General features: G+C 52.7%; 18 protein-coding genes. 9 read left to right on the forward strand and 9 right to left on the reverse strand.

Annotated features, from left to right (window positions below; translation table 11 throughout):
• Positions 1 to 124: 124 nt before the first annotated feature.
• From glyS to ACLJQD_RS19225, 3 genes are all read right to left on the reverse strand, one after another.
• Positions 125 to 2194 (reverse strand): glycine--tRNA ligase subunit beta, encoded by a 2070-nt coding sequence (gene glyS, locus ACLJQD_RS19215; RefSeq protein ID WP_001291739.1) that lies wholly within the window; start codon positions 2192 to 2194, stop codon positions 125 to 127.
• Positions 2195 to 2203: 9 nt separating this feature from the next.
• Positions 2204 to 3115 (reverse strand): glycine--tRNA ligase subunit alpha, encoded by a 912-nt coding sequence (gene glyQ / locus ACLJQD_RS19220; protein ID WP_001168551.1) that lies wholly within the window; start codon positions 3113 to 3115, stop codon positions 2204 to 2206.
• Positions 3116 to 3253: 138 nt separating this feature from the next.
• Positions 3254 to 3556 (reverse strand): YsaB family lipoprotein, encoded by a 303-nt coding sequence (locus ACLJQD_RS19225; protein ID WP_000605590.1) that lies wholly within the window; start codon positions 3554 to 3556, stop codon positions 3254 to 3256.
• Positions 3557 to 3721: 165 nt separating this feature from the next.
• Between ACLJQD_RS19225 and ACLJQD_RS19230 the strand changes: the two genes are divergently transcribed.
• Entirely contained in the window at positions 3722 to 4717 is a 996-nt protein-coding gene (locus ACLJQD_RS19230; RefSeq protein WP_017442149.1) for an acyltransferase, read from the forward strand.
• 20 nt (positions 4718 to 4737) lie between these two features.
• Here the strand turns inward: ACLJQD_RS19230 and ACLJQD_RS19235 are convergent, their stop codons facing one another.
• The 3 genes from ACLJQD_RS19235 to xylA all read right to left on the reverse strand — a co-directional run bounded on the left by ACLJQD_RS19235 (position 4738) and on the right by xylA (position 8142).
• Positions 4738 to 5091 carry a YiaA/YiaB family protein gene (locus ACLJQD_RS19235; protein ID WP_000340935.1) on the reverse strand — a complete coding sequence of 118 codons (354 nt, stop codon included), beginning with the start codon at positions 5089 to 5091 and terminating at the stop codon, positions 4738 to 4740.
• 174 nt (positions 5092 to 5265) lie between these two features.
• Positions 5266 to 6720: a xylulokinase gene (xylB, locus tag ACLJQD_RS19240; RefSeq protein WP_017442148.1), complete on the reverse strand. Its 1455-nt coding sequence runs from the start codon at positions 6718 to 6720 to the stop codon at positions 5266 to 5268.
• Positions 6721 to 6819: 99 nt separating this feature from the next.
• Positions 6820 to 8142, reverse strand: a complete 1323-nt coding sequence (gene xylA, locus ACLJQD_RS19245; RefSeq protein ID WP_001149561.1) for a xylose isomerase — start codon at positions 8140 to 8142, stop codon at positions 6820 to 6822.
• 362 nt (positions 8143 to 8504) lie between these two features.
• Between xylA and xylR the strand changes: the two genes are divergently transcribed.
• Positions 8505 to 9683 (forward strand): D-xylose utilization transcriptional activator XylR, encoded by a 1179-nt coding sequence (gene xylR, locus ACLJQD_RS19250; RefSeq protein ID WP_000459824.1) that lies wholly within the window; start codon positions 8505 to 8507, stop codon positions 9681 to 9683.
• A 60-nt stretch (positions 9684 to 9743) separates the two neighbouring features.
• Here the strand turns inward: xylR and ACLJQD_RS19255 are convergent, their stop codons facing one another.
• Positions 9744 to 10568: a protein bax gene (locus tag ACLJQD_RS19255; protein ID WP_001575119.1), complete on the reverse strand. Its 825-nt coding sequence runs from the start codon at positions 10566 to 10568 to the stop codon at positions 9744 to 9746.
• A 315-nt stretch (positions 10569 to 10883) separates the two neighbouring features.
• Between ACLJQD_RS19255 and ACLJQD_RS19260 the strand changes: the two genes are divergently transcribed.
• Together ACLJQD_RS19260 and avtA are read left to right on the forward strand one after the other, a co-directional pair.
• Positions 10884 to 12911: an alpha-amylase gene (locus ACLJQD_RS19260; RefSeq protein ID WP_017442147.1), complete on the forward strand. Its 2028-nt coding sequence runs from the start codon at positions 10884 to 10886 to the stop codon at positions 12909 to 12911.
• 173 nt (positions 12912 to 13084) lie between these two features.
• Positions 13085 to 14335, forward strand: coding sequence for a valine--pyruvate transaminase (avtA, locus tag ACLJQD_RS19265; protein WP_000144384.1), 1251 nt, complete (start codon positions 13085 to 13087; stop codon positions 14333 to 14335).
• A gap of 36 nt (positions 14336 to 14371) precedes the next feature.
• On the opposite strand, the gene ACLJQD_RS19270 is transcribed toward avtA, so the two are convergent.
• The gene (locus tag ACLJQD_RS19270; RefSeq protein WP_017442146.1) at positions 14372 to 14845 is read right to left on the reverse strand and encodes a 4Fe-4S dicluster domain-containing protein; all 474 of its coding nucleotides are present in this window, start codon (positions 14843 to 14845) and stop codon (positions 14372 to 14374) included.
• A 116-nt stretch (positions 14846 to 14961) separates the two neighbouring features.
• A complete protein-coding gene (gene yiaJ, locus ACLJQD_RS19275; RefSeq protein ID WP_000081338.1) occupies positions 14962 to 15762 on the reverse strand; it encodes an IclR family transcriptional regulator YiaJ in 801 nt (266 codons plus the stop codon).
• A 229-nt stretch (positions 15763 to 15991) separates the two neighbouring features.
• Between yiaJ and yiaK the strand changes: the two genes are divergently transcribed.
• From yiaK to yiaN, 5 genes are all read left to right on the forward strand, one after another.
• Complete coding sequence (yiaK, locus tag ACLJQD_RS19280) at positions 15992 to 16990, forward strand: 3-dehydro-L-gulonate 2-dehydrogenase (RefSeq protein WP_000869008.1); 999 nt, start codon at positions 15992 to 15994, stop codon at positions 16988 to 16990.
• Positions 16991 to 17001: 11 nt separating this feature from the next.
• Positions 17002 to 17466, forward strand: a complete 465-nt coding sequence (locus ACLJQD_RS19285; protein WP_000576056.1) for a YhcH/YjgK/YiaL family protein — start codon at positions 17002 to 17004, stop codon at positions 17464 to 17466.
• 23 nt (positions 17467 to 17489) lie between these two features.
• Complete coding sequence (locus tag ACLJQD_RS19290; RefSeq protein WP_017442145.1) at positions 17490 to 18431, forward strand: DUF4862 family protein; 942 nt, start codon at positions 17490 to 17492, stop codon at positions 18429 to 18431.
• Positions 18432 to 18559: 128 nt separating this feature from the next.
• On the forward strand, positions 18560 to 19033 hold the full coding sequence (yiaM, locus tag ACLJQD_RS19295) for a 2,3-diketo-L-gulonate TRAP transporter small permease YiaM (protein ID WP_000832315.1): 474 nt from the start codon (positions 18560 to 18562) through the stop codon (positions 19031 to 19033).
• Positions 19034 to 19035: 2 nt separating this feature from the next.
• Positions 19036 to 20313: a 2,3-diketo-L-gulonate TRAP transporter large permease YiaN gene (gene yiaN / locus ACLJQD_RS19300; RefSeq protein WP_000301828.1), complete on the forward strand. Its 1278-nt coding sequence runs from the start codon at positions 19036 to 19038 to the stop codon at positions 20311 to 20313.
• Positions 20314 to 20317 lie beyond the last annotated feature (4 nt).

Consider the following 20317-nt stretch of genomic DNA (forward strand, 5'->3'; position numbering starts at 1 on the left):
AAAGGGGTTTTAATAACTGGCTTAAAGCTGAAAGCTTTCCGGAACCCCCAGCCTAGCTGGGGGTTTTCCATAGACAATAAAAAAACCTGCCCGAAAGCAGGTTTTTGTTTAATTAACTGAACGCTTATTGCAGTAACGAAATATCCGCAACCTGCAGGAACAGTTCGCGTAGTTTCGACAACAGCGTCAGGCGGTTGATACGGATATCTTTCTCTTCCGCGTTAACCATGACATTTTCGAAGAATTCATCCACCGGCGCGCGCAGTGCCGCCAGCTCAATCAACGCTTCCTGATAACGACCATCGGCAAAGTACGGCTGAAGCTTATCACGCAGCACAACCAGATGTCTGGCCAACTCAATTTCCGCCGCTTCTTTCAGTACGGAGGCGTGGACGATATCGTTCAGCGGCTCAGTGGCTTTCGCCAGGATGTTGGAGACGCGCTTGTTCGCCGCCGCCAGCGCAGAGGCTTCTTCCAGGGTGCGGAAATGAGACACCGCCTTCATGCGGGCATCAAAATCTGCCGGACGGGTCGGACGACGCGCCAGTACCGCCTGGATGGTGTCGACGGTGTAACCTTCATCCTGATACCAGGCGCGGAAACGACCCAGCATAAAGTCGATCACATCATCGACTACGTTGGCGTTGGTCAGCTTGTCGCCATACAGACGCACCGCTTCTTCGGTCAGCGTTTGCAGATCGAGATTCAGGTTCTTCTCAACAATGATACGCAGCACGCCCAGCGCGGCACGACGCAGCGCAAACGGGTCTTTGTCGCCTTTCGGATGCTGACCAATACCGAAGATACCCGCCAGAGTGTCCATCTTATCGGCGATCGCCAGCGCACAGGCTACCGGGTTAGACGGCAGGTCATCACCGGCAAAGCGCGGCTGATACTGTTCGTTCAGCGCCACAGCCACATCTTCCGCTTCACCATCGTGACGCGCGTAGTGCATCCCCATCACGCCCTGGGTGTCGGTGAACTCGAAGACCATGTTGGTCATCAGGTCGCACTTGGAGAGCAGGCCCGCACGAGTGGCGTGGTTGACGTCAGCGCCAATCTGACCGGCAATCCAGCCCGCCAGCGCCTGAATACGGTCGGTCTTGTCGCGCAGCGTGCCCAGTTGTTGCTGGAACAGCACGGTTTGCAGACGCGGCAGATGGTCTTCCAGACGTTTTTTACGGTCGGTATTGAAGAAGAATTCAGCATCTGCCAGACGCGGACGCACCACTTTCTCGTTACCGGAGATAATCTGGGTCGGATCTTTCGATTCGATGTTGGCGACGAAGATAAAGTTCGGCAACAGCTTGCCCGCGTTGTCATAAACCGGGAAATACTTCTGGTCGCCCTTCATGGTGTACACCAGCGCTTCGGCAGGCACGGCGAGGAATTTCTCTTCGAATTTCGCCGTCAATACCACCGGCCACTCCACCAACGAGGCCACTTCTTCCAGCAGGCTTTCGCTCAGGTCGGCATTACCGCCAATCTTGCGTGCTGCTTCTTCGGCGTCCGCTTTGATTTTGGCTTTACGCGCTTCGTAGTCCGCAATGACTTTACCGCGCTCCAGCAGAATTTGCGGGTACTGGTCAGCATTGTCGATAGTGAACTCAGGCTCCCCCATAAAGCGATGGCCGCGAATGACGCGGTCAGACTGAATACCCAGAATAGTCGCCGGAATGACCTTATCGCCCAACAGCAGGGTCACGGTGTGCACCGGACGCACGAAGTGGACGTCAGACGCGCCCCAGCGCATCAGTTTCGGGATCGGTAGTTTCGCCAGCGAGGTGGCTACCATGTTCGGCACCAGCGCTTCGGTACTTTCGCCCTTCACGTGGGCGCGATACAGCAGCCATTCGCCTTTGTCGGTCTTCAGACGCTCGGCCTGATCAACGGTGATCCCGCAGCCGCGCGCCCAGCCTTCTGCCGCTTTGCTCGGTTTGCCTTCGGCGTCAAACGCCTGAGCAATCGCCGGACCACGTTTTTCGACTTCGCGATCGGGCTGAGATTCAGCAAGATTCGCCACTTTCAGCGCCAGACGGCGCGGGGCGGCAAACCATTCAACGTTACCGTGCGCGAGGCCGGCGTTATCCAGCTCCGCAGTGAAGTTCGCAGCAAAGGACTCAGCCAAACTGCGCAGTGCTTTTGGTGGCAGCTCTTCAGTGCCGATTTCCACCAGAAAAGTTTTCTCAGACATGGCCGCCTCTTACTTGTCTTTGTTGCACATCGGGAAGCCGAGGGCTTCACGGGAAGCATAATAAGCCTCTGCCACTGCTTTGGTCAGGGTGCGAATACGCAAAATGTAGCGCTGACGTTCGGTGACGGAGATAGCTTTACGCGCATCCAGCAGGTTGAAGCTATGGGCGGCTTTCAGAATACGCTCGTAGGCCGGCAGCGGCAGCGGGTTTTCCAGCGCCAGCAGCTGCTGGGCTTCTTTCTCATACTGCTCGAAGCAGGTGAATAAGAAATCCACATCGGCGTATTCAAAGTTATAGGTGGATTGCTCCACTTCGTTCTGATGGAACACGTCGCCGTAGGTAGTTTTACCCAGCGGGCCATCGCTCCAGACCAGGTCGTAAACGCTGTCCACGCCCTGGATATACATCGCCAGACGTTCCAGACCGTAGGTGATTTCACCGGTCACCGGCTTGCACTCCAGGCCGCCGACCTGCTGGAAGTAGGTGAACTGCGTCACTTCCATGCCATTCAGCCACACTTCCCAGCCGAGTCCCCAGGCGCCCAGCGTCGGGTTCTCCCAGTTATCTTCCACGAAACGGATATCGTGAATGGTCGGGTCCATACCCAGCTCTTTCAGAGAACCGAGATACAGCTCCTGAATGTTGTCCGGAGACGGCTTAATCACTACCTGGAACTGATAGTAGTGCTGTAAGCGGTTCGGGTTTTCGCCGTAGCGGCCATCGGTCGGACGACGAGAAGGCTGCACATAGGCAGTCGCCATCGGCTCTGGCCCCAGCGCGCGCAGGCAGGTCATTGGATGAGAAGTTCCCGCGCCGACTTCCATGTCCAATGGTTGAACAATGGTGCAGCCCTGGCGAGCCCAGTAATCCTGTAAGGTCAGGATCAAGCCCTGGAAGGTCCTGGTATCAAACTTTTGCATATTATTTCGTGCTGGATACGTGTGGATTTAAAGGAAGGAGCCAGTATACCCGCTGGATGCGAGATATACAGTATGAAACCGGTTTGTTTAGCGAAAATTGCCGGATTTCGCGGCATCACACCTCACCAGGCGCGGCTTTTACCGCATAGAAAGATGTAAAAACTGCCCATCTGCATCAAAAGAGCAGACAAAACTCTCTTTACGGAAAGTATTACCACGCATCTCATAGCTCCCCTGAAACTGTTCGAAACCGGTAACAGCAATTTTCTGTGCGCCAGTATTGTAACGCTGCGCCGCCTGAGCTTTACACAATGCTTCCATATCCAGCGTGCGTGTTGGGCTCACTTTACTCTGCTGGGCTTTTTGCGTCGGTGGCGGTGTCGCTGTGCATCCCACCAGAGCGATGGCTATCATCACAGAACAGAAATACTTCATTATCATTTTTATTACCGTCTGGTTTGCTGGTCAGTCTTATTATTAAGGTTTGTGGGTAGCAGACACATTGTGCGAATCTCCTTACGCCATCACAAGATGTAGCGTAGAAAGTCGGATTTTTCCAGTGAGCCACCGCGCTGGAACTCTATTGAAACGGAAGCTGAGGAACTGATGCAGCCTAAAATTAACTGGATTGATAACCTGCGAGGGATCGCCTGTTTAATGGTAGTGATGATCCATACTACAACGTGGTACATCACCAACGCCCACAGCGTCAGCCCGCTAAACTGGGATATTGCGAATGTCCTGAATTCGGCTTCGCGCGTTAGCGTTCCCCTGTTTTTTATGATTTCAGGCTATCTTTTTTTTGGCGAGCGCTGCGCGCAACCGCGGCATTTTTTACGTATCGCCCTCTGCCTTATCTTTTACAGCGTTGTCGCCCTGGCTTACATTTCACTTTTTACTTCGATCAACGTCGAGCTTTCGCTAAAAAATGCGCTGCAAAAACCCGTGTTTTACCACCTGTGGTTTTTCTTTGCGATTGCGGTGATCTACCTGGTATCGCCATTAATCCAGGTAAAAAACGTGAGCGGCAAAATGCTCCTGATGCTGATGGTGATCATTGGTATTATTGCTAACCCAAATACTGTGCCGCAAAAAATCGGCGGCGTTGAATGGTTGCCCATCAATCTGTATATCAACGGCGACACGTTCTACTACATTCTCTACGGTATCCTGGGCCGCGCCATTGGAATGATGGAGACGCAAAAGCCATCGCTGACGCTTATCTGCGCTGCCCTGTTCATCATCGCGGTATTTGTTATTTCTCGCGGCACATTGCATGAATTACGCTGGCGCGGAAATTTTGCCGATACCTGGTATCTGTATTGCGGTCCCATGGTGTTTATTTGCGCCGTCTCACTGTTCACGATAGTTAAAAATAAGCTGAATGCGCGGACGTTACCTGGACTGGGACTTATCTCCCGCCACTCGCTGGGTATTTATGGTTTCCACGCGCTGATTATCCATGCGCTACGTACTAATGGTCTGGAGTTAAAACGTTGGCCGCCGTTAGACATCGTGTGGGTTTTTGCCGCGACGGTGACAGGAAGCCTGCTACTTTCCATGCTGTTACAGCGTATTGATAAACGGAAATGGGTTAGCTAAACGAATGATGGCTCCGGCCATCATTCATCATCACTGTAGGAAGCGTAAAGATCGGTTCCATATATACTGACCCCCAGCGCCACCAGACACAGTATTTTCAGCGCGCCCGCCAGCGCCAGGTTAAATACGCCGACCGCGACCATGCCGATGCCAAGCAACAGCAAAGATTTGCAACGAGAAAGCAAGCGGCCATTTCCCGTGTGTTCCTGGCGAATTAAGACTGGAAAACCACACATGACGATTGCCGCAAAAAAATATCCCTTTTCGCTTAATGTATGACAGCCTGGCCACAGTCCTACCAGGTATACCACTGCACCGACAACTAACATTCCCAGGCCGAATATCCGTTTCCTGCGCGCAACGTGATCGTCCATCTCACTCTCCTTGTGGTTGTGTGAGACACATTAAGCGAAGAAATAGCGATGAAAAAGGCGCCTGCTCAGCAATAATATAAAAATCAGAAAACACACATACTTACTTCGATATAATTCAATAGAATTAATATTTACGGGAAATGCCTTTCAGCCAAAACCGAAAGGCATTCTGACTTATGACATCAACGGCAACAGCTGCTGATAGAGTCGACGGAAGGTTTCACGACGTTGTTGATAAACCGCATGACGCTGCGCATCGGGATAATGCGCCTGCTCCAGCGGCAACTGCGGCAATACATCGGCGAGCGGAGTCTGTTTATTCACCGCAATTTGCGCCAGACGCGCCGCGCCCAGCGCTGGCCCCACATCGCCGCCAGTACGATAATCAAGCTGTAGCCCGCTAATATCAGATAGCATCTGACGCCAGTATTCGCTGCGCGCCCCGCCGCCGATAAGCGTCACGCTGGCGGGTTTGACGCCGCAGGCGTGAACCACATCCATGCCATCCGCCAGAGCATATCCCACGCCTTCCAGTACCGCCCGCGCCAGTTCCGCCGGGCCATGCTGATGGGTTAAACCAAAGAAAACGCCTTTTGCCTGCGGATTATTGTGCGGCGTGCGCTCGCCGGACAGGTACGGCAAAAACCAGATCGGATCGGTATGCTCATCCGCCAGCTGCGCGGCGGCAATCAGCGTCGGGACGTTCTTCTGCCCGGTGAGTTTAGCCGCCCAGTCCAGACAAGAGGCGGCGCTCAACATTACAGACATTAAATGCCAGCGTTCCGGCAGCGCATGGCAAAAACTGTGTACTGCGCTCTCCGGTTTACTCAGAAAGCCGTCGCTGACGGCAAAATAGACGCCCGATGTTCCGAGTGAGAGCATCGTCTGTCCGGCATCGATCATTCCTACGCCGACCGCGCCAGCCGCATTGTCGCCGCCGCCCGCCACCACAGGTACTGCTGGCATTCCCCATGCGCTGGCTACCTCTGGCAGCAACGTTCCGGTAATGTCACTACCTTCAAATAACGCTGGCATCTGCTGTCGGGTTAAATGACAGGCGTTGAGCATAACGTCGCTCCAGTCGCGCTTTTTCACGTCCAGCCACATCGTTCCCGCCGCATCCGACATATCGCTGGCAAAGACGCCCGTCATTCGCAGCCGCAGAAAATCTTTCGGCAGCAGAACTTTGTCTATCTGGCGGAAAATATCCGGTTCGTGGCGCTGCACCCAGACTAATTTGGGCGCGGTAAAACCGGGCATCATCAGATTACCGGTTATCGCACGCGACTGCGGCACCTGTTTTTCCAGCCAGGCGCACTCTTCGCTACAGCGTCCGTCATTCCATAAAATCGCTGGTCGCAGAACCTGCTGACGGCTATCAAGCAATGTCGCGCCATGCATTTGTCCGGCGATGCCCAACGCCCGGACGCCACTTAACGACTGTTGCCGACCTAAACCTTTAACCGCACGATCCGTCGCCTGCCACCACTGCTCTGGTTCCTGCTCCGACCATAAGGGATGCGGACGCGATACGGTCAGTTTTTCAGTATGCGTAGCCAGCACATCGCCCTGCTCATTCAACAGGATAGCTTTTACACCCGATGTACCAAGATCGATCCCGATATACATAGTGTGGGTTCCTTTACTGAAAGCGCCCGGCAGCGCTACGCTTACCGGGCTAATCACGACTACAGGCCGGGCTAACGCGGAGTCGCCCGGTAGATAGGGTTATTTATCAAACAGATAACGGTTAACCAGATTTTCTAACAGCTCCTGATGACCGCTTTGATGTACTGGCGCCAGATTATGCTGCTCCGCATACTGCGCCAGTTCGCCTAAGGAGAGTTGTCCTTTCAGAATCTGCTGCCCCAGCTCGCCATTCCAGCCGGCATAGCGCTTCGCCACGCGTTTATCCAGCTCGCCGTCTTCAACCATACGCGCGGCGATTTTCAGCGACAACGCCATCGTATCCATCGCGCCGATATGACCGTAGAACAGATCGTATTTATCGGTGCTCTGGCGACGAACTTTGGCGTCGAAGTTGAGACCGCCCGTCGTGAATCCGCCCGCTTTCAGGATTTCGTACATCACCAGCGCGTTCTCTTCAACGCTAATCGGGAACTGATCGGTATCCCAGCCCAGTTGCGCATCGCCGCGGTTGGCATCAACGGAGCCAAAAATACCCAGCGCGATAGCGGTCGCGATTTCATGATGGAACGAATGGCCCGCCAGCGTCGCGTGGTTCGCCTCAATGTTCACTTTGATCTCTTTTTCCAGGCCGAACTGTTTGAGGAAGCCATAGACCGTTGCAACGTCATAATCATACTGATGTTTTGTCGGTTCCTGCGGTTTCGGTTCAATCAGCAGCGTGCCCTGGAAACCCATTTTATGTTTGTGCTCAACCACCATTTGCATAAAGCGGCCAATCTGTTCGCGTTCCTGGCGCAGATCGGTATTCAGCAACGTTTCATAACCTTCGCGCCCGCCCCACAGCACGTAATTTTCGCCGCCCAGTTTATGCGTGGCGTTCATTGCCGTAACCACTTGCGTCGCTGCCCAGCTAAAGACTTCCGGATCCGGGTTAGTGGCGGCGCCTGCGCCATAGCGCGGGTTGGTAAAGCAGTTCGCCGTTCCCCACAGCAGTTTTACGCCGCTCTGCTCCTGTTTCGCCGCCAGCACATCCACCATCTGCGCGAAGTTGTTTTTATATTCTTTCAACGACGCGCCTTCCGGCGACACATCCACGTCATGGAAGCAATAAAAAGGCACATTCAGTTTGTGGAAAAATTCAAACGCCACGTCCGCTTTGCGTTTCGCCAGCTCCAGCGCTTCGCCTGGTTGCTGCCACGGACGATTAAACGCGCCTACACCAAACATATCCGCGCCGTTCCAGCAGAAGGTATGCCAGTAACAGGCCGCGAAACGCAGGTGATCTTCCATACGTTTACCTAAAACCAGCTCGTCGGGATTGTAATGACGAAATGCCAGCGGGTTAGTCGATTGAGGGCCTTCATAGCGAACACGATCGAGTTGGTCAAAATAAGCCTGCATAGTGAGCTCCATAATCAGATAAGACGGCAAGTAAACGACATAACGTCATACTGGAATTTCCTGATTTATTGCTCAATTACGTTATTTCACACCGCTATTAAGAGAATCCCCAAATGTGCTCTGGCTCTCAAAAAAACGCTGAAAACCACAGAAGAAAAAAGCGATCGCGATCGAATCCTGGCAAATAAACAAAAAACCGTAATATATAGATAAGAAATGACAATTGTCATCCGCCGTTTGCTGTGATGAATTTCGCATAACGTTTCAGGCGCAAAATAATTTGTCATCATTCGCCAGACCGTTATGTCAGCCGTTTTGATAGTATCCATGAGTCCAGGTTCACTTTTGCAGGATATATCCTCATGTTTGATAAACGTCACCGTATCACTCTGTTATTTAACGCGAATAAAGCCTATGACCGTCAGGTAGTGGAGGGGGTGGGTGAATATTTACAAGCCTCGCAATCCGAATGGGATATATTTATTGAGGAAGATTTCCGTGCCCGTATCGATAACATTAAAGAGTGGTTAGGCGACGGCGTTATTGCCGATTACGATGATGACGATATCGCGCAATTATTAGCCGATGTCGACGTACCCATTGTCGGGGTCGGAGGTTCTTACCATCTTGCTGAAAATTATCCCGCCGTTCATTACATCGCCACCGATAATCATGCACTCGTTGAAAGCGCTTTCCTGCATTTAAAAGAAAAAGGCGTTAACCGCTTCGCGTTTTACGGTTTGCCCGACTCCAGCCGCAAACATTGGGCGGCGGAACGGGAATACGCCTTTCGCCAGCTGGTCGCCGAGGAAAAATACCGCGGCGTAGTCTATCAGGGACTGGAAACCGCGCCGGAAAACTGGCAGCACGCGCAAAATCGCCTCGCCGACTGGCTTCAGACGCTGCCGCCGCAAACCGGCATCATTGCCGTAACGGATGCCCGCGCCCGTCACGTATTGCAGGCCTGTGAACACCTGCATATTCCGGTGCCAGAAAAACTTTGCGTTATCGGTATTGATAACGAAGAGTTAACCCGTTATCTGTCGCGCGTCGCGCTTTCCTCCGTCGCGCAGGGGGCGAGGCAAATGGGCTATCAGGCGGCGAAACTGCTGCACCGTTTGCTGGCGCGCGAAGAGATGCCGTTACAGCGCATTCTGGTGCCGCCGGTGCGCGTCATTGCGCGCCGCTCGACAGACTATCGCTCCCTGACCGATCCGGCGGTTATCCAGGCGATGCACTTTATTCGTAACCATGCCTGTAAGGGCATTAAAGTCGAGCAAGTGCTGGACGCGGTTGGGATTTCACGTTCAAACCTGGAAAAACGTTTTAAGGAAGAAGTTGGCGAGACGATACATGCGCTGATCCACGCCGAAAAGCTGGAAAAAGCGCGTAGTTTGTTGATTTCTACCACGTTGGCGATAAACGAAATTTCGCAAATGTGCGGCTACCCGTCGCTGCAATATTTCTATTCGGTGTTTAAAAAGGAGTACGTCACTACGCCTAAGGAGTATCGCGACCAGCATAGTGAAGCGTTGTTGTAGTTTATCCAGCCTACAGACGCCTTGTAAGCCGGATAGCGTAGCGCCATCCGGCACACAGAATTACATATGCGCGGCGATCAGACGCTGGTTGTCCTGGTACATCGCGAACAAGTAGTTGTTATAGCGCGACCCCTGGGTAGAGTAACCCTTCAGCTTATGAATCATCGCCGTGGCGGTGACTTCCTGATCCGCCTTACGCAGTTGGGCGCGCGACTTGCGGAAAGAGGAATAAGCCGGATGCGTGTTCAGGTTGGCGACATACGCGCTCACCGACTCCTCAACCGACGCGAATTGCGAGTAACCTTTCACCTTACCCGGCGTATTGGTACAACGCCCTTTCGTACACTTCATGCCGAACAGGTTGTTGTTGCTACGCGCCAGTTTAGAGGTTCCCCAGCCGCTTTCCGCCGCCGCCATCGTCGCCACCATGCTGGTTGGGATAATGTCGACGCGCTCCAGCAACGTATTCCACGGAATACGACGCGTGTTGCCGGACCAGCTCACTTTATAGCGCTTCGCGATATCTTTCATACGCGCGCGTTCAGACGGCGACCAGCGGTTCTGGTACTGTTTTGAGATCAGCCAATTACGGTCCGCGGTAATCGCGGCATTTTGGCTGGTGATGTAAGGCATAACGGTCCGGAGAAACGCTTTTTTTCTGGGGGTTCCGGAAGGGTATTTTCGCAAATCAGGAAGTGAACTGCTCTTTGCACTATTGCGAGAATACTCTTGTTTACTGCTAACCTGTTTATAACTTGTCTCAGTTATGTGGGACTTTTGACTCGTTTGTGTTGCGTGCGTCTTTGCCAGCACCTCACCCGAAAATGCGATGGTGAGTAACATAAGAATCATTGCCCCATATCGTCGCATGGGAGTCAATATCATTAGGTCTCCTGGTCGGATTGATACATTCCAACACCTTTTATTTTTCACGAAGTTGAGGTTTGAACCCCAAATTCTAGCAAAAATAGGCTTAAAAAGCACCTCAGGGAATAGTCTTAATCCGAAACTATGTCAACTATTAACGATAACAGGCAGCAATAATGCCAATAAAATGTGGTGCTTATCGCAAATAGAGGCGTTTTTTTGCGCCTCGTCGCTCACCCTCGCGCCTCCTCCTGCGCGACTCTCTGCTGAGGAGGAGTTCATTCGCCTAAAAACCAGGCAAGCTGATGAATATTGCCCACAAAGGATAGCGTGATGAAACTTGCCGCCTTCGCTCTGACGCTGATACCCGGTATCGCGATCGCCTCATCATGGACCTCACCCGGTTTTCCGACGTTCTCGACGCAGGAAACCGGGCGCTTTACCAGCCATGCTGCATTAACAAAAGGTACACGCGCGTTAACGCTCCATATTGACCAGCAGTGCTGGCAGCCCTCCGGCGCCATAAAACTCAACCAGATGTTGTCGTTAAAACCCTGCGAAGGCGCGCCGCCGCAATGGCGTCTGTTTAAAGATGGCGACTATACGATAACGGTAGATACCCGCTCCGGTACGCCGACCCTGTTGTTATCGATAAAAACTGAACCTGAACGCACCGCGCAGCTCGCCCGTCAGTGTCCCGTCTGGGATGGTTCGCCGCTCACGCTGGATGTTCGCCAGACCTTTCCGGAAGGGACGGTAGTGCGCGATTATTACAGTGGTCAAACCGATACCGTCCAAAACGGGCAAATCACGCTGCAACCTGCCGACAGCCACGGGCTTTTATTGCTGGAGCGCGCGGAAACCCATGCATCAGCGCCTTTTAACTGGCGCAACGCCACCGTTTATTTTGTGCTTACGGATCGTTTTCGCAATGGCGATCCAACCAACGACCACAGCTATGGTCGCCATAAGGATGGTATGCAAGAGATTGGCACTTTCCACGGCGGCGATTTACGCGGGTTGACGAGTAAACTGGACTATCTACAGCAATTAGGCGTGAACGCCTTGTGGATAAGCTCGCCGTTTGAACAGATCCACGGCTGGGTCGGCGGCGGAACAAAAGGCGATTTTCCTCATTACGCCTATCACGGCTATTACACTCAGGACTGGACGACGCTGGATGCCAATATGGGCAGCGAAGCCGATCTCCGCGCGCTGGTCGACGGCGCGCACCAGCGCGGCATCCGTATTTTATTTGACGTAGTAATGAATCATGCCGGTTACGCCACGCTGGCGGATATGCAGGAGTATCAGTTCGGCGCGCTCTATTTATCCGGCGCGGAACGGCAAAAAATTCTCGGCGATCGCTGGACAAACTGGCGACCCGCCGCCGGACAAAGCTGGCACAGCTTTAACGACTACATCAACTTCAGCGACAGCGCCGCCTGGGAAAAATGGTGGGGGAAAAAGTGGATTCGTACCGATATTGGCGACTACGACAGTCCGGGATTTGACGATTTAACCCTGTCGCTGGCCTTCCTGCCGGATATAAAAACGGAATCTACCACGCCTTCCGGCCTACCCGCGTTCTATGCCAACAAACCCGATACTAAAGCAAAGTTCATTGAGGGCTATACGCCACGGGATTATCTGACTCACTGGTTAAGCCAGTGGGTGCATGATTACGGCATTGACGGGTTCCGGGTCGATACTGCCAAAAACGTTGAGCTTCCTGCCTGGCAACAGCTAAAAACCCAGGCCAGCGCGGCGTTACATGAATGGAAGCAGGCCAATCCGGACAAAGCGCTGGATGATAGCCCGTTCTGGATGACTGGCGAAGCGTGGGGCCACGGCGTCATGAAAAGTGATTATTATCGCTATGGTTTCGACGCGATGATCAATTTTGATTATCAGGAGCAGGCGGCGAAAGCGGTCGATTGCCTGGCGGAAATGGGGCCAGTCTGGCAGCAGATGGCGGATAAAATGCAGGATTTCAACGTATTAAGTTACCTCTCCTCGCATGATACGCGCCTTTTCCGTGAGGGCGGTGATAAGGCGGCGGAACTGCTGCTGCTTTCACCGGGCGCGGTGCAGATCTTTTACGGCGATGAATCCGCTCGTCCCTTCGGCCCCACCGGCTCCGACCCGCTGCAAGGCACCCGTTCAGATATGAACTGGCAGGACGTGAGCGGAAAGTCAGCCGCAGCCGTCGCGCACTGGCAGCATATTAGCCAGTTCCGCGCCAGACATCCCGCCATCGGCGCAGGCCAACAAACCACGCTGACGCTAAAACACGGGTACGGTTTTGTACGCCAGTACGGCGACGATACGGTGATGGTCGTCTGGGCGGGCCGCCGCTAATCGTGGCGCTACCGGTCCCCTCGCGTACCGGTAGCCCCTTCAAAATAAAAAACTAACCTGATAAAAATTTGTAGCATAAAACATCAATACTACCGCCTGCCCCTCATTTGCGCCCCGCCATTTGTAGCGTTATGGTTATCCACTTTGACAGACAGTTCGATAGATCACCCGTTATGACATTTTCACTTTTCGGCGATAAATTTACCCGCCATTCAGGCATTACCCGCCTGATGGAGGATCTCAACGACGGCTTACGCACGCCAGGCGCCATCATGCTTGGCGGCGGTAACCCGGCACACATCCCTGCAATGCAGGATTATTTCCAGACGCTACTGACAGAGATGGTAGAAAGCGGCAAAGCCGCTGATGCGCTTTGTAATTATGACGGTCCCCAGGGAAAAACGGCGCTACTGAATGCACTGGCCGTACTGCTACGTGAAACGCTGGGATGGGATATCGAACCACAGAATATTGCGCTGACAAATGGCAGTCAGAGCGCGTTTTTCTACTTATTTAATCTCTTCGCCGGACGTCGCGCCGACGGCAGTACGAAAAAGGTACTATTCCCGCTTGCGCCGGAATACATCGGCTATGCAGATTCCGGTCTGGAAGACGACCTCTTCGTTTCGGCGCGCCCGAATATTGAACTGCTGCCGGAAGGCCAGTTTAAGTATCACGTCGATTTTGAGCATCTGCACATCGGCGAAGAAACGGGGATGATTTGCGTCTCGCGCCCGACCAACCCAACCGGTAACGTTATCACCGACGAAGAGCTGATGAAGCTGGACAGACTGGCGAATCAGCACAACATCCCACTGGTGATTGATAACGCTTACGGTGTACCGTTTCCGGGCATTATCTTTAGCGAAGCGCGCCCGCTGTGGAACCCCAATATTATCCTATGCATGAGCCTCTCGAAGCTGGGGCTGCCCGGTTCCCGCTGCGGGATTATCATCGCCAATGATAAGACGATTACCGCCATTGCCAACATGAACGGCATTATCAGCCTTGCGCCCGGCGGCATGGGTCCGGCGATGATGTGCGAAATGATTAAGCGTAACGATCTGCTGCGGCTGTCGGAAACGGTTATCAAACCTTTCTACTATCAGCGCGTTCAACAGACGATCGCGATCATTCGTCGCTATTTATCCGAAGAACGCTGCCTGATTCATAAACCGGAAGGCGCAATATTTTTGTGGCTGTGGTTTAAAGATCTGCCGATTACCACCGAGCTACTCTATCAACGCTTGAAAGCGCGCGGCGTGCTGATGGTGCCGGGCCACTATTTCTTTCCCGGACTGGATAAACCCTGGCCGCACACACACCAATGTATGCGGATGAACTACGTGCCTGAACCGGATAAAATCGAGGCGGGCGTAAAAATTCTGGCAGAAGAGATAGAACGCGCCTGGCGTGAAGGCTGACGGCTATTCCGGCCATCATGCAGGCCGGAACGACATTCAGAAAGGTTGAGAATAGAGGCGCTGGCGCTGCACGTGTGCTGCGTCAACGCACTGTAACGCACTGGTCGGGCAGGCTTCCACGCACGCCGGCCCCGCTTCCCGATGCCAGCAAAGATCGCATTTAATCGCCTGCGCGCCTGACGTGGACGCCACCACGGTCATCGCGCCAAACGGGCAAGCCAGCATACAGCTTTTACAACCAATGCAGCGCGATGGCGTCACGAAGATATGCCCCCGATCACGGCGAATCGCCTGTACCGGGCAGACATTCGCGCACGGCGCGTCCTCACACTGATGGCAGACCGTGGCCGTGGTGAAGCTATCCTCTTTTATCACCCGGATACGCGGCACAAAGTCCGCCGTCGTCACCGCCGCGCTATTCTGCTGTTGCTGGTGCGACACCACGCAGGCGACCTCGCAGGTACGACACCCGATACACGCCGACGCATCCGCCATAATAAACCGGTTCATTGTTCTCCCCCTGCGTTAAAACGCCAGAATGCCAGAGAGCCATTCCCCGCCGCTTTGATCCCACTACGCAAACGGACAAATTTTGTCAGATGCCTGATAAAACCTGGCGAGCTGTCTTATTCGCGAACGGTAAATCCCAGCTCATTAGAGATAGCCTGTGCGGTTTCACGCAACGGTTTGAGCAGATTTTTCTCGCCGATCTGTTTTAGCCGTGACGTCGACAGTGAAATAGAAATGGCGTAAGGCACTCGATGGTGAATATCAAACACAGGCACAGCAATACAGGAAACGCCCAGTTCATTTTCTTCGCGATCCATCGCCATGCTGGTTTCACGAATTTGCGCCAGCTCATCGTACATTGCTGGTAAATCGGTAATGGTATTACGAGTCAGCGGCTGGATCTGATCTTTATGGCTTTCCCAGTAAGACGCCACATAATCCGGCTGACCAAACGCCATATAAATTTTCCCCATCGCCGAGCAGTACAGCGGCATATGCTGGCCAATGTAGGCGCGCGTGCGCAGCATACCGGTGGTCGGTTCCAGCTTATAAATCAGGATAGCGTGGTCATCTTCACGGCTGGAAAAATTCACCGTCTCGCCGGTGGCCAGGTTGAGCGCCTCAAGGTGCGGTGCCGCAACGTGGATGATATTCAGCGATGACAGGGCTTTTTGGCCGACGGCAATAAACTTTGTCGTCAGACGGTAGCTTCCGGCCGCCGGCGCTGGCGTCACGTATCCGCAGGATTGAAGCCCCTGCAATAAACGATGGACGGTACTCTTGTTCAACCCCGCCAGCTCCGACAGGTGCGCCAGCGGGCAACCGTTCGGGTAGTTACTCAAAATTTCTATCAACATCAGGCCACGAAACAGGCTCTGACTCCCCGCAGGCTTCTCTTTATCGTTGTTCTGGCTCATCAGAAAACTCTCTCCTTTCTTGGGCGATCAGATGGTAGCTCAAAGTGTGTTGCAGTTCACGATATCAGCATAAAAAACATAACCCGATGATTTTAATCGTTTTTAAAAACCTTCTCTGGCGTTGCCATGTCAATTTTTGATCTATATATTTGGAACTACATTTCGCATTATGAAATTTATCGACAAAAAAACATACTAAAATTTCTGACAATCGACCAGGAGAACAGGGATGAAAGTAACTTTCGAAGAGTTAAAAGGGGCCTTCTACCGCGTCTTGCGGTCGCGGAATATTGCGGAAGATACCGCCGACGCCTGCGCGGAAATGTTCGCTCGCACCACCGAGTCCGGTGTCTATTCCCACGGCGTGAACCGCTTTCCCCGCTTCATTCAGCAACTGGATAACGGCGACATTATTCCTGATGCTAAACCGCAGCGGGTTACCAGCCTCGGCGCCATCGAACAGTGGGATGCTCAGCGCGCTATCGGCAACCTGACGGCGAAAAAGATGATGGACCGGGCCATCGAGCTGGCTTCCGATCATGGTATTGGCCTGGTGGCGTTACGTAATGCTAACCACTGGATGCGCGGCGGCAGCTACGGCTGGCAGGCGGCGGAAAAAGGCTATATCGGCATTTGCTGGACCAACTCCATCGCCGTCATGCCGCCGTGGGGCGCGAAAGAGTGCCGTATCGGTACCAATCCGCTGATCGTCGCCATCCCTTCCACGCCGATCACGATGGTAGATATGTCGATGTCGATGTTCTCTTACGGCATGCTGGAGGTTAACCGTCTGGCGGGCCGCGAACTGCCGGTGGACGGCGGTTTCGACGATAACGGTCAGTTGACCAAAGAACCGGGCGTGATCGAGAAAAATCGCCGCATTTTACCGATGGGTTACTGGAAAGGCTCTGGTCTGTCGATTGTGCTGGACATGATTGCCACCCTGCTTTCCAACGGTTCTTCCGTTGCCGAAGTGACCCAGGAAAACAGCGATGAGTATGGCGTTTCGCAGATCTTCATCGCCATAGAAGTGGATAAGCTGATCGATGGCGCAACCCGCGATGCCAAACTGCAGCGGATTATGGATTTCATCACCACTGCTGAACGTGCTGACGACAACGTCGCGATTCGGCTGCCCGGCCACGAATTTACCAAATTGCTGGATGACAACCGCCGTCACGGTATCACCATTGACGATAGCGTCTGGGCCAAAATTCAGGCGCTGTAAGGAGCCACATCATGATTTTTGGACATATCGCGCAGCCTGATCCGTGCCGGTTACCGTCGGCCATAGAGCAGGCGCTCGATTTCCTGCGTAATACGGACTTTCGCACGCTGGAACCCGGCGTAGTGGAAATCGACGGCAAAAATATCTTCGCGCAGATTATCGATATGACCACCCGCGATGCTGCTGAAAATCGTCCGGAGGTTCATCGCCGCTATCTGGATATTCAGTTTCTGGCATGGGGCGAAGAGAAAATTGGGGTTGCCATTGATACCGGTAATAATCAAATCAGCGAGTCATTATTAGAACAGCGCGATATTATTTTTTATCACGACAGTGAACATGAATCATTCATTGAAATGATACCGGGAAGTTATGCCCTGTTTTTCCCGCAGGATGTTCATCGTCCAGGTTGTAATAAAAGCATTGCTACGCCGATACGGAAAATAGTCGTAAAAGTCGCCATAGACGTTTTATAAAATAGAGTTTACTGGAGCACAAAATGAAAAATAATACCGGTTATATTATCGGTGCGTACCCTTGTGCACCCTCATTTCACCAGAAGAGTGAAGAGGAAGAGACGGAATTCTGGCGGCAACTCTCTGATACTCCGGATATCCGGGGGCTGGAGCAGCCTTGTCTTGAACATCTTCACCCGCTCGGCGACGAGTGGTTATTGCGCCATACACCGGGAAACTGGCAAATCGTGGTCACCGCGATAATGGAAACCATGCGCCGCCGTAGCGAAAACGGCGGTTTTGGATTAGCGTCCAGTGACGAGGAACAGCGTAAAGCCTGCGTGGAATACTACCGTCATCTTTATCAGAAGATAAATAAACTCAATGCGAAAACCCCCGGCAAAGTTATAGCCCTTGAGCTTCATGCCGCTCCTCTGGCGGGCAATCCGAACGTGGCGCAGGCAACCGACGCCTTTGCGCGCTCATTAAAAGAGATTGCCAACTGGGACTGGTCCTGCGACCTGGTGCTTGAACACTGCGACGCGATGACCGGCCCCGCACCGCGCAAAGGATTCTTACCGTTAGTAAACGTACTGGAAATTATTGCCGACTATGACATAAGCGTCTGCGTTAACTGGGCGCGCTCGGCTATTGAAGGGCGGGATACCTCTCTACCGCTGATCCACACGCAGCAGGCCAAACAGGCTGGAAAACTCGGGGCGCTGATGTTCTCCGGTACAACGCTGGATGGAGAATACGGCGAATGGCAGGACCTCCATGCTCCGTTTGCACCTTTCTGTCCACAAAGCCTGATGACGGAGAAACATGTTAAAGAACTCATTACCGCCGCCGCTCCCGATCTGTTGCAGTTTACCGGTATTAAATTGTTGGAAATCAATGCCAGCGCCGATATTAATCACCGCATCAATATATTACGCGATGGTATTAACATGATGAAAAGGCCACACGCCGCTAACCTGAATTAAACATCATCACCTTAATTCTCGGCCTGCAACTCAACGTTGCGCCGACCTAATATAAACCAAACATAATAAATTAAGTTCCACTATTCAGCATCGAAAGAAATAAGTTTCTATAACCTGATGGAGTCGTTATGAAGCGGGTACTTGAGGGCATACTTGCGGTATTAATTGCCGTACTTTCCTGCATTGTATTTATTAACGTTATTTTACGTTACGGTTTTGAGAGCAGTATTTTGTCGGTAGATGAACTATCACGTTATCTATTTGTATGGCTGACGTTTATTGGCGCCATTGTTGCATTTATGGATAACGCTCACGTTCAGGTCACTTTTGTGGTGGAAAAACTTTCGCCAGCGAATCAGCGTCGACTCTCGCTGCTGACACATTCGCTGATTTTATTGTTATGCCTCGCATTAGGCTGGGGCAGCCTGCAAAAAGCGTTGCAGGACTGGAGCGATCACTCGCCAATCCTCGGTTTACCGATCGGCCTGATGTATATCGCCTGTCTGCCCACAAGCGTTGCCATCGCGTTAATCGAGCTGCGTCGGCTTTATCACTTAATAACGCATAACGATTCCTTTCAACAACCACAGCAAGGAGCCTAATCATGGCCGTGGTGATATTTCTCTGCTGCCTGCTCGGCGGGATCGCGATAGGTTTACCCATCGCCTGGTCGCTGCTGCTTTGCGGCGCTGCTCTGATGACATACCTGGATATGTTTGACGTGCAGATTATGGCGCAAACCCTGGTTAACGGCGCGGACAGTTTCTCCCTGCTGGCCATTCCCTTTTTTGTTTTGGCCGGTGAAATCATGAACGCGGGCGGCCTGTCAAAGCGAATTGTCGACCTGCCGATGAAGCTGGTCGGCCATAAACCCGGCGGCCTGGGCTACGTGGGCGTTATTGCGGCAATGATTATGGCCAGCCTTTCCGGCTCTGCGGTAGCAGATACCGCTGCGGTCGCCGCGCTGCTGGTGCCGATGATGCGCTCCGCAAACTACCCGATCAACCGCTCCGTTGGGTTAATCGCTTCCGGCGGGATCATTGCGCCAATTATTCCACCCTCAATTCCTTTTATTATCTTCGGCGTTTCCAGCGGCTTGTCGATCAGCAAGCTGTTTATGGCCGGGATCGCACCGGGCATCATGATGGGCGCGGCGCTTATGCTCACCTGGTGGTGGCAGGCTGGGCGATTAAATCTCCCTTCTCAGCCTAAAGCAACACCGCGTGAAATCTGGCAATCATTGGTTTCAGGTATCTGGGCGCTGTTTTTACCGGTGATTATTATCGGCGGCTTCCGTTCCGGACTTTTCACGCCAACGGAGGCAGGGGCGGTTGCCGCGTTTTACGCCCTCTTTGTCGCCGTGGTTATCTATCGGGAATTAACGTTTTCCAGTCTCTACCACGTGCTGGTCAATGCCGCCAAAACGACGTCAGTCGTCATGTTTCTGGTGGCCGCGGCTCAGGTATCCGCCTGGCTGATTACGATCGCGGAGTTACCCATGATGGTGTCAGATTTGCTGCAGCCGCTGGTCGACTCTCCGCGACTCTTATTTATCGTCATTATGATCTCAATTATGGTCGTCGGTATGGTGATGGACTTAACGCCAACGGTGTTAATTCTTACCCCTGTATTATTGCCATTAGTTAAAGAAGCCAATATTGACCCGATTTATTTCGGCGTCATGTTCATTATTAACTGCTCTATTGGATTAATCACACCGCCCGTTGGCAACGTCCTCAACGTTATTTCCGGGGTAGCAAAATTGAAATTTGATGACGCGGTAAGAGGCGTATTCCCTTACGTTGTCGTACTGATGTCGTTGCTGGTTTTATTTATTTTTATTCCCGAGCTAATTATCACACCGCTTAAATGGATTAATTAAAGGA

Origin of the sequence: Salmonella sp. SAL04214 (assembly GCF_046550615.1) — a bacterium.
Taxonomy (GTDB): domain Bacteria; phylum Pseudomonadota; class Gammaproteobacteria; order Enterobacterales; family Enterobacteriaceae; genus Salmonella; species Salmonella enterica.

Bases quoted from the DNA above. Each gene is read 5' to 3' on its own strand.
- glyS (WP_001291739.1), bottom strand. From the start codon at position 2,194: ATGTCTGAGAAAACTTTTCTGGTGGAAATCGGCACTGAAGAGCTGCCA.
- glyQ (WP_001168551.1), bottom strand. From the start codon at position 3,115: ATGCAAAAGTTTGATACCAGGACCTTCCAGGGCTTGATCCTGACCTTA.
- ACLJQD_RS19225 (WP_000605590.1), bottom strand. From the start codon at position 3,556: ATGATAATGAAGTATTTCTGTTCTGTGATGATAGCCATCGCTCTGGTG.
- ACLJQD_RS19230 (WP_017442149.1), top strand. From the start codon at position 3,722: ATGCAGCCTAAAATTAACTGGATTGATAACCTGCGAGGGATCGCCTGT.
- ACLJQD_RS19235 (WP_000340935.1), bottom strand. From the start codon at position 5,091: ATGGACGATCACGTTGCGCGCAGGAAACGGATATTCGGCCTGGGAATG.
- xylB (WP_017442148.1), bottom strand. From the start codon at position 6,720: ATGTATATCGGGATCGATCTTGGTACATCGGGTGTAAAAGCTATCCTG.
- xylA (WP_001149561.1), bottom strand. From the start codon at position 8,142: ATGCAGGCTTATTTTGACCAACTCGATCGTGTTCGCTATGAAGGCCCT.
- xylR (WP_000459824.1), top strand. From the start codon at position 8,505: ATGTTTGATAAACGTCACCGTATCACTCTGTTATTTAACGCGAATAAA.
- ACLJQD_RS19255 (WP_001575119.1), bottom strand. From the start codon at position 10,568: ATGATATTGACTCCCATGCGACGATATGGGGCAATGATTCTTATGTTA.
- ACLJQD_RS19260 (WP_017442147.1), top strand. From the start codon at position 10,884: ATGAAACTTGCCGCCTTCGCTCTGACGCTGATACCCGGTATCGCGATC.
- avtA (WP_000144384.1), top strand. From the start codon at position 13,085: ATGACATTTTCACTTTTCGGCGATAAATTTACCCGCCATTCAGGCATT.
- ACLJQD_RS19270 (WP_017442146.1), bottom strand. From the start codon at position 14,845: ATGAACCGGTTTATTATGGCGGATGCGTCGGCGTGTATCGGGTGTCGT.
- yiaJ (WP_000081338.1), bottom strand. From the start codon at position 15,762: ATGAGCCAGAACAACGATAAAGAGAAGCCTGCGGGGAGTCAGAGCCTG.
- yiaK (WP_000869008.1), top strand. From the start codon at position 15,992: ATGAAAGTAACTTTCGAAGAGTTAAAAGGGGCCTTCTACCGCGTCTTG.
- ACLJQD_RS19285 (WP_000576056.1), top strand. From the start codon at position 17,002: ATGATTTTTGGACATATCGCGCAGCCTGATCCGTGCCGGTTACCGTCG.
- ACLJQD_RS19290 (WP_017442145.1), top strand. From the start codon at position 17,490: ATGAAAAATAATACCGGTTATATTATCGGTGCGTACCCTTGTGCACCC.
- yiaM (WP_000832315.1), top strand. From the start codon at position 18,560: ATGAAGCGGGTACTTGAGGGCATACTTGCGGTATTAATTGCCGTACTT.
- yiaN (WP_000301828.1), top strand. From the start codon at position 19,036: ATGGCCGTGGTGATATTTCTCTGCTGCCTGCTCGGCGGGATCGCGATA.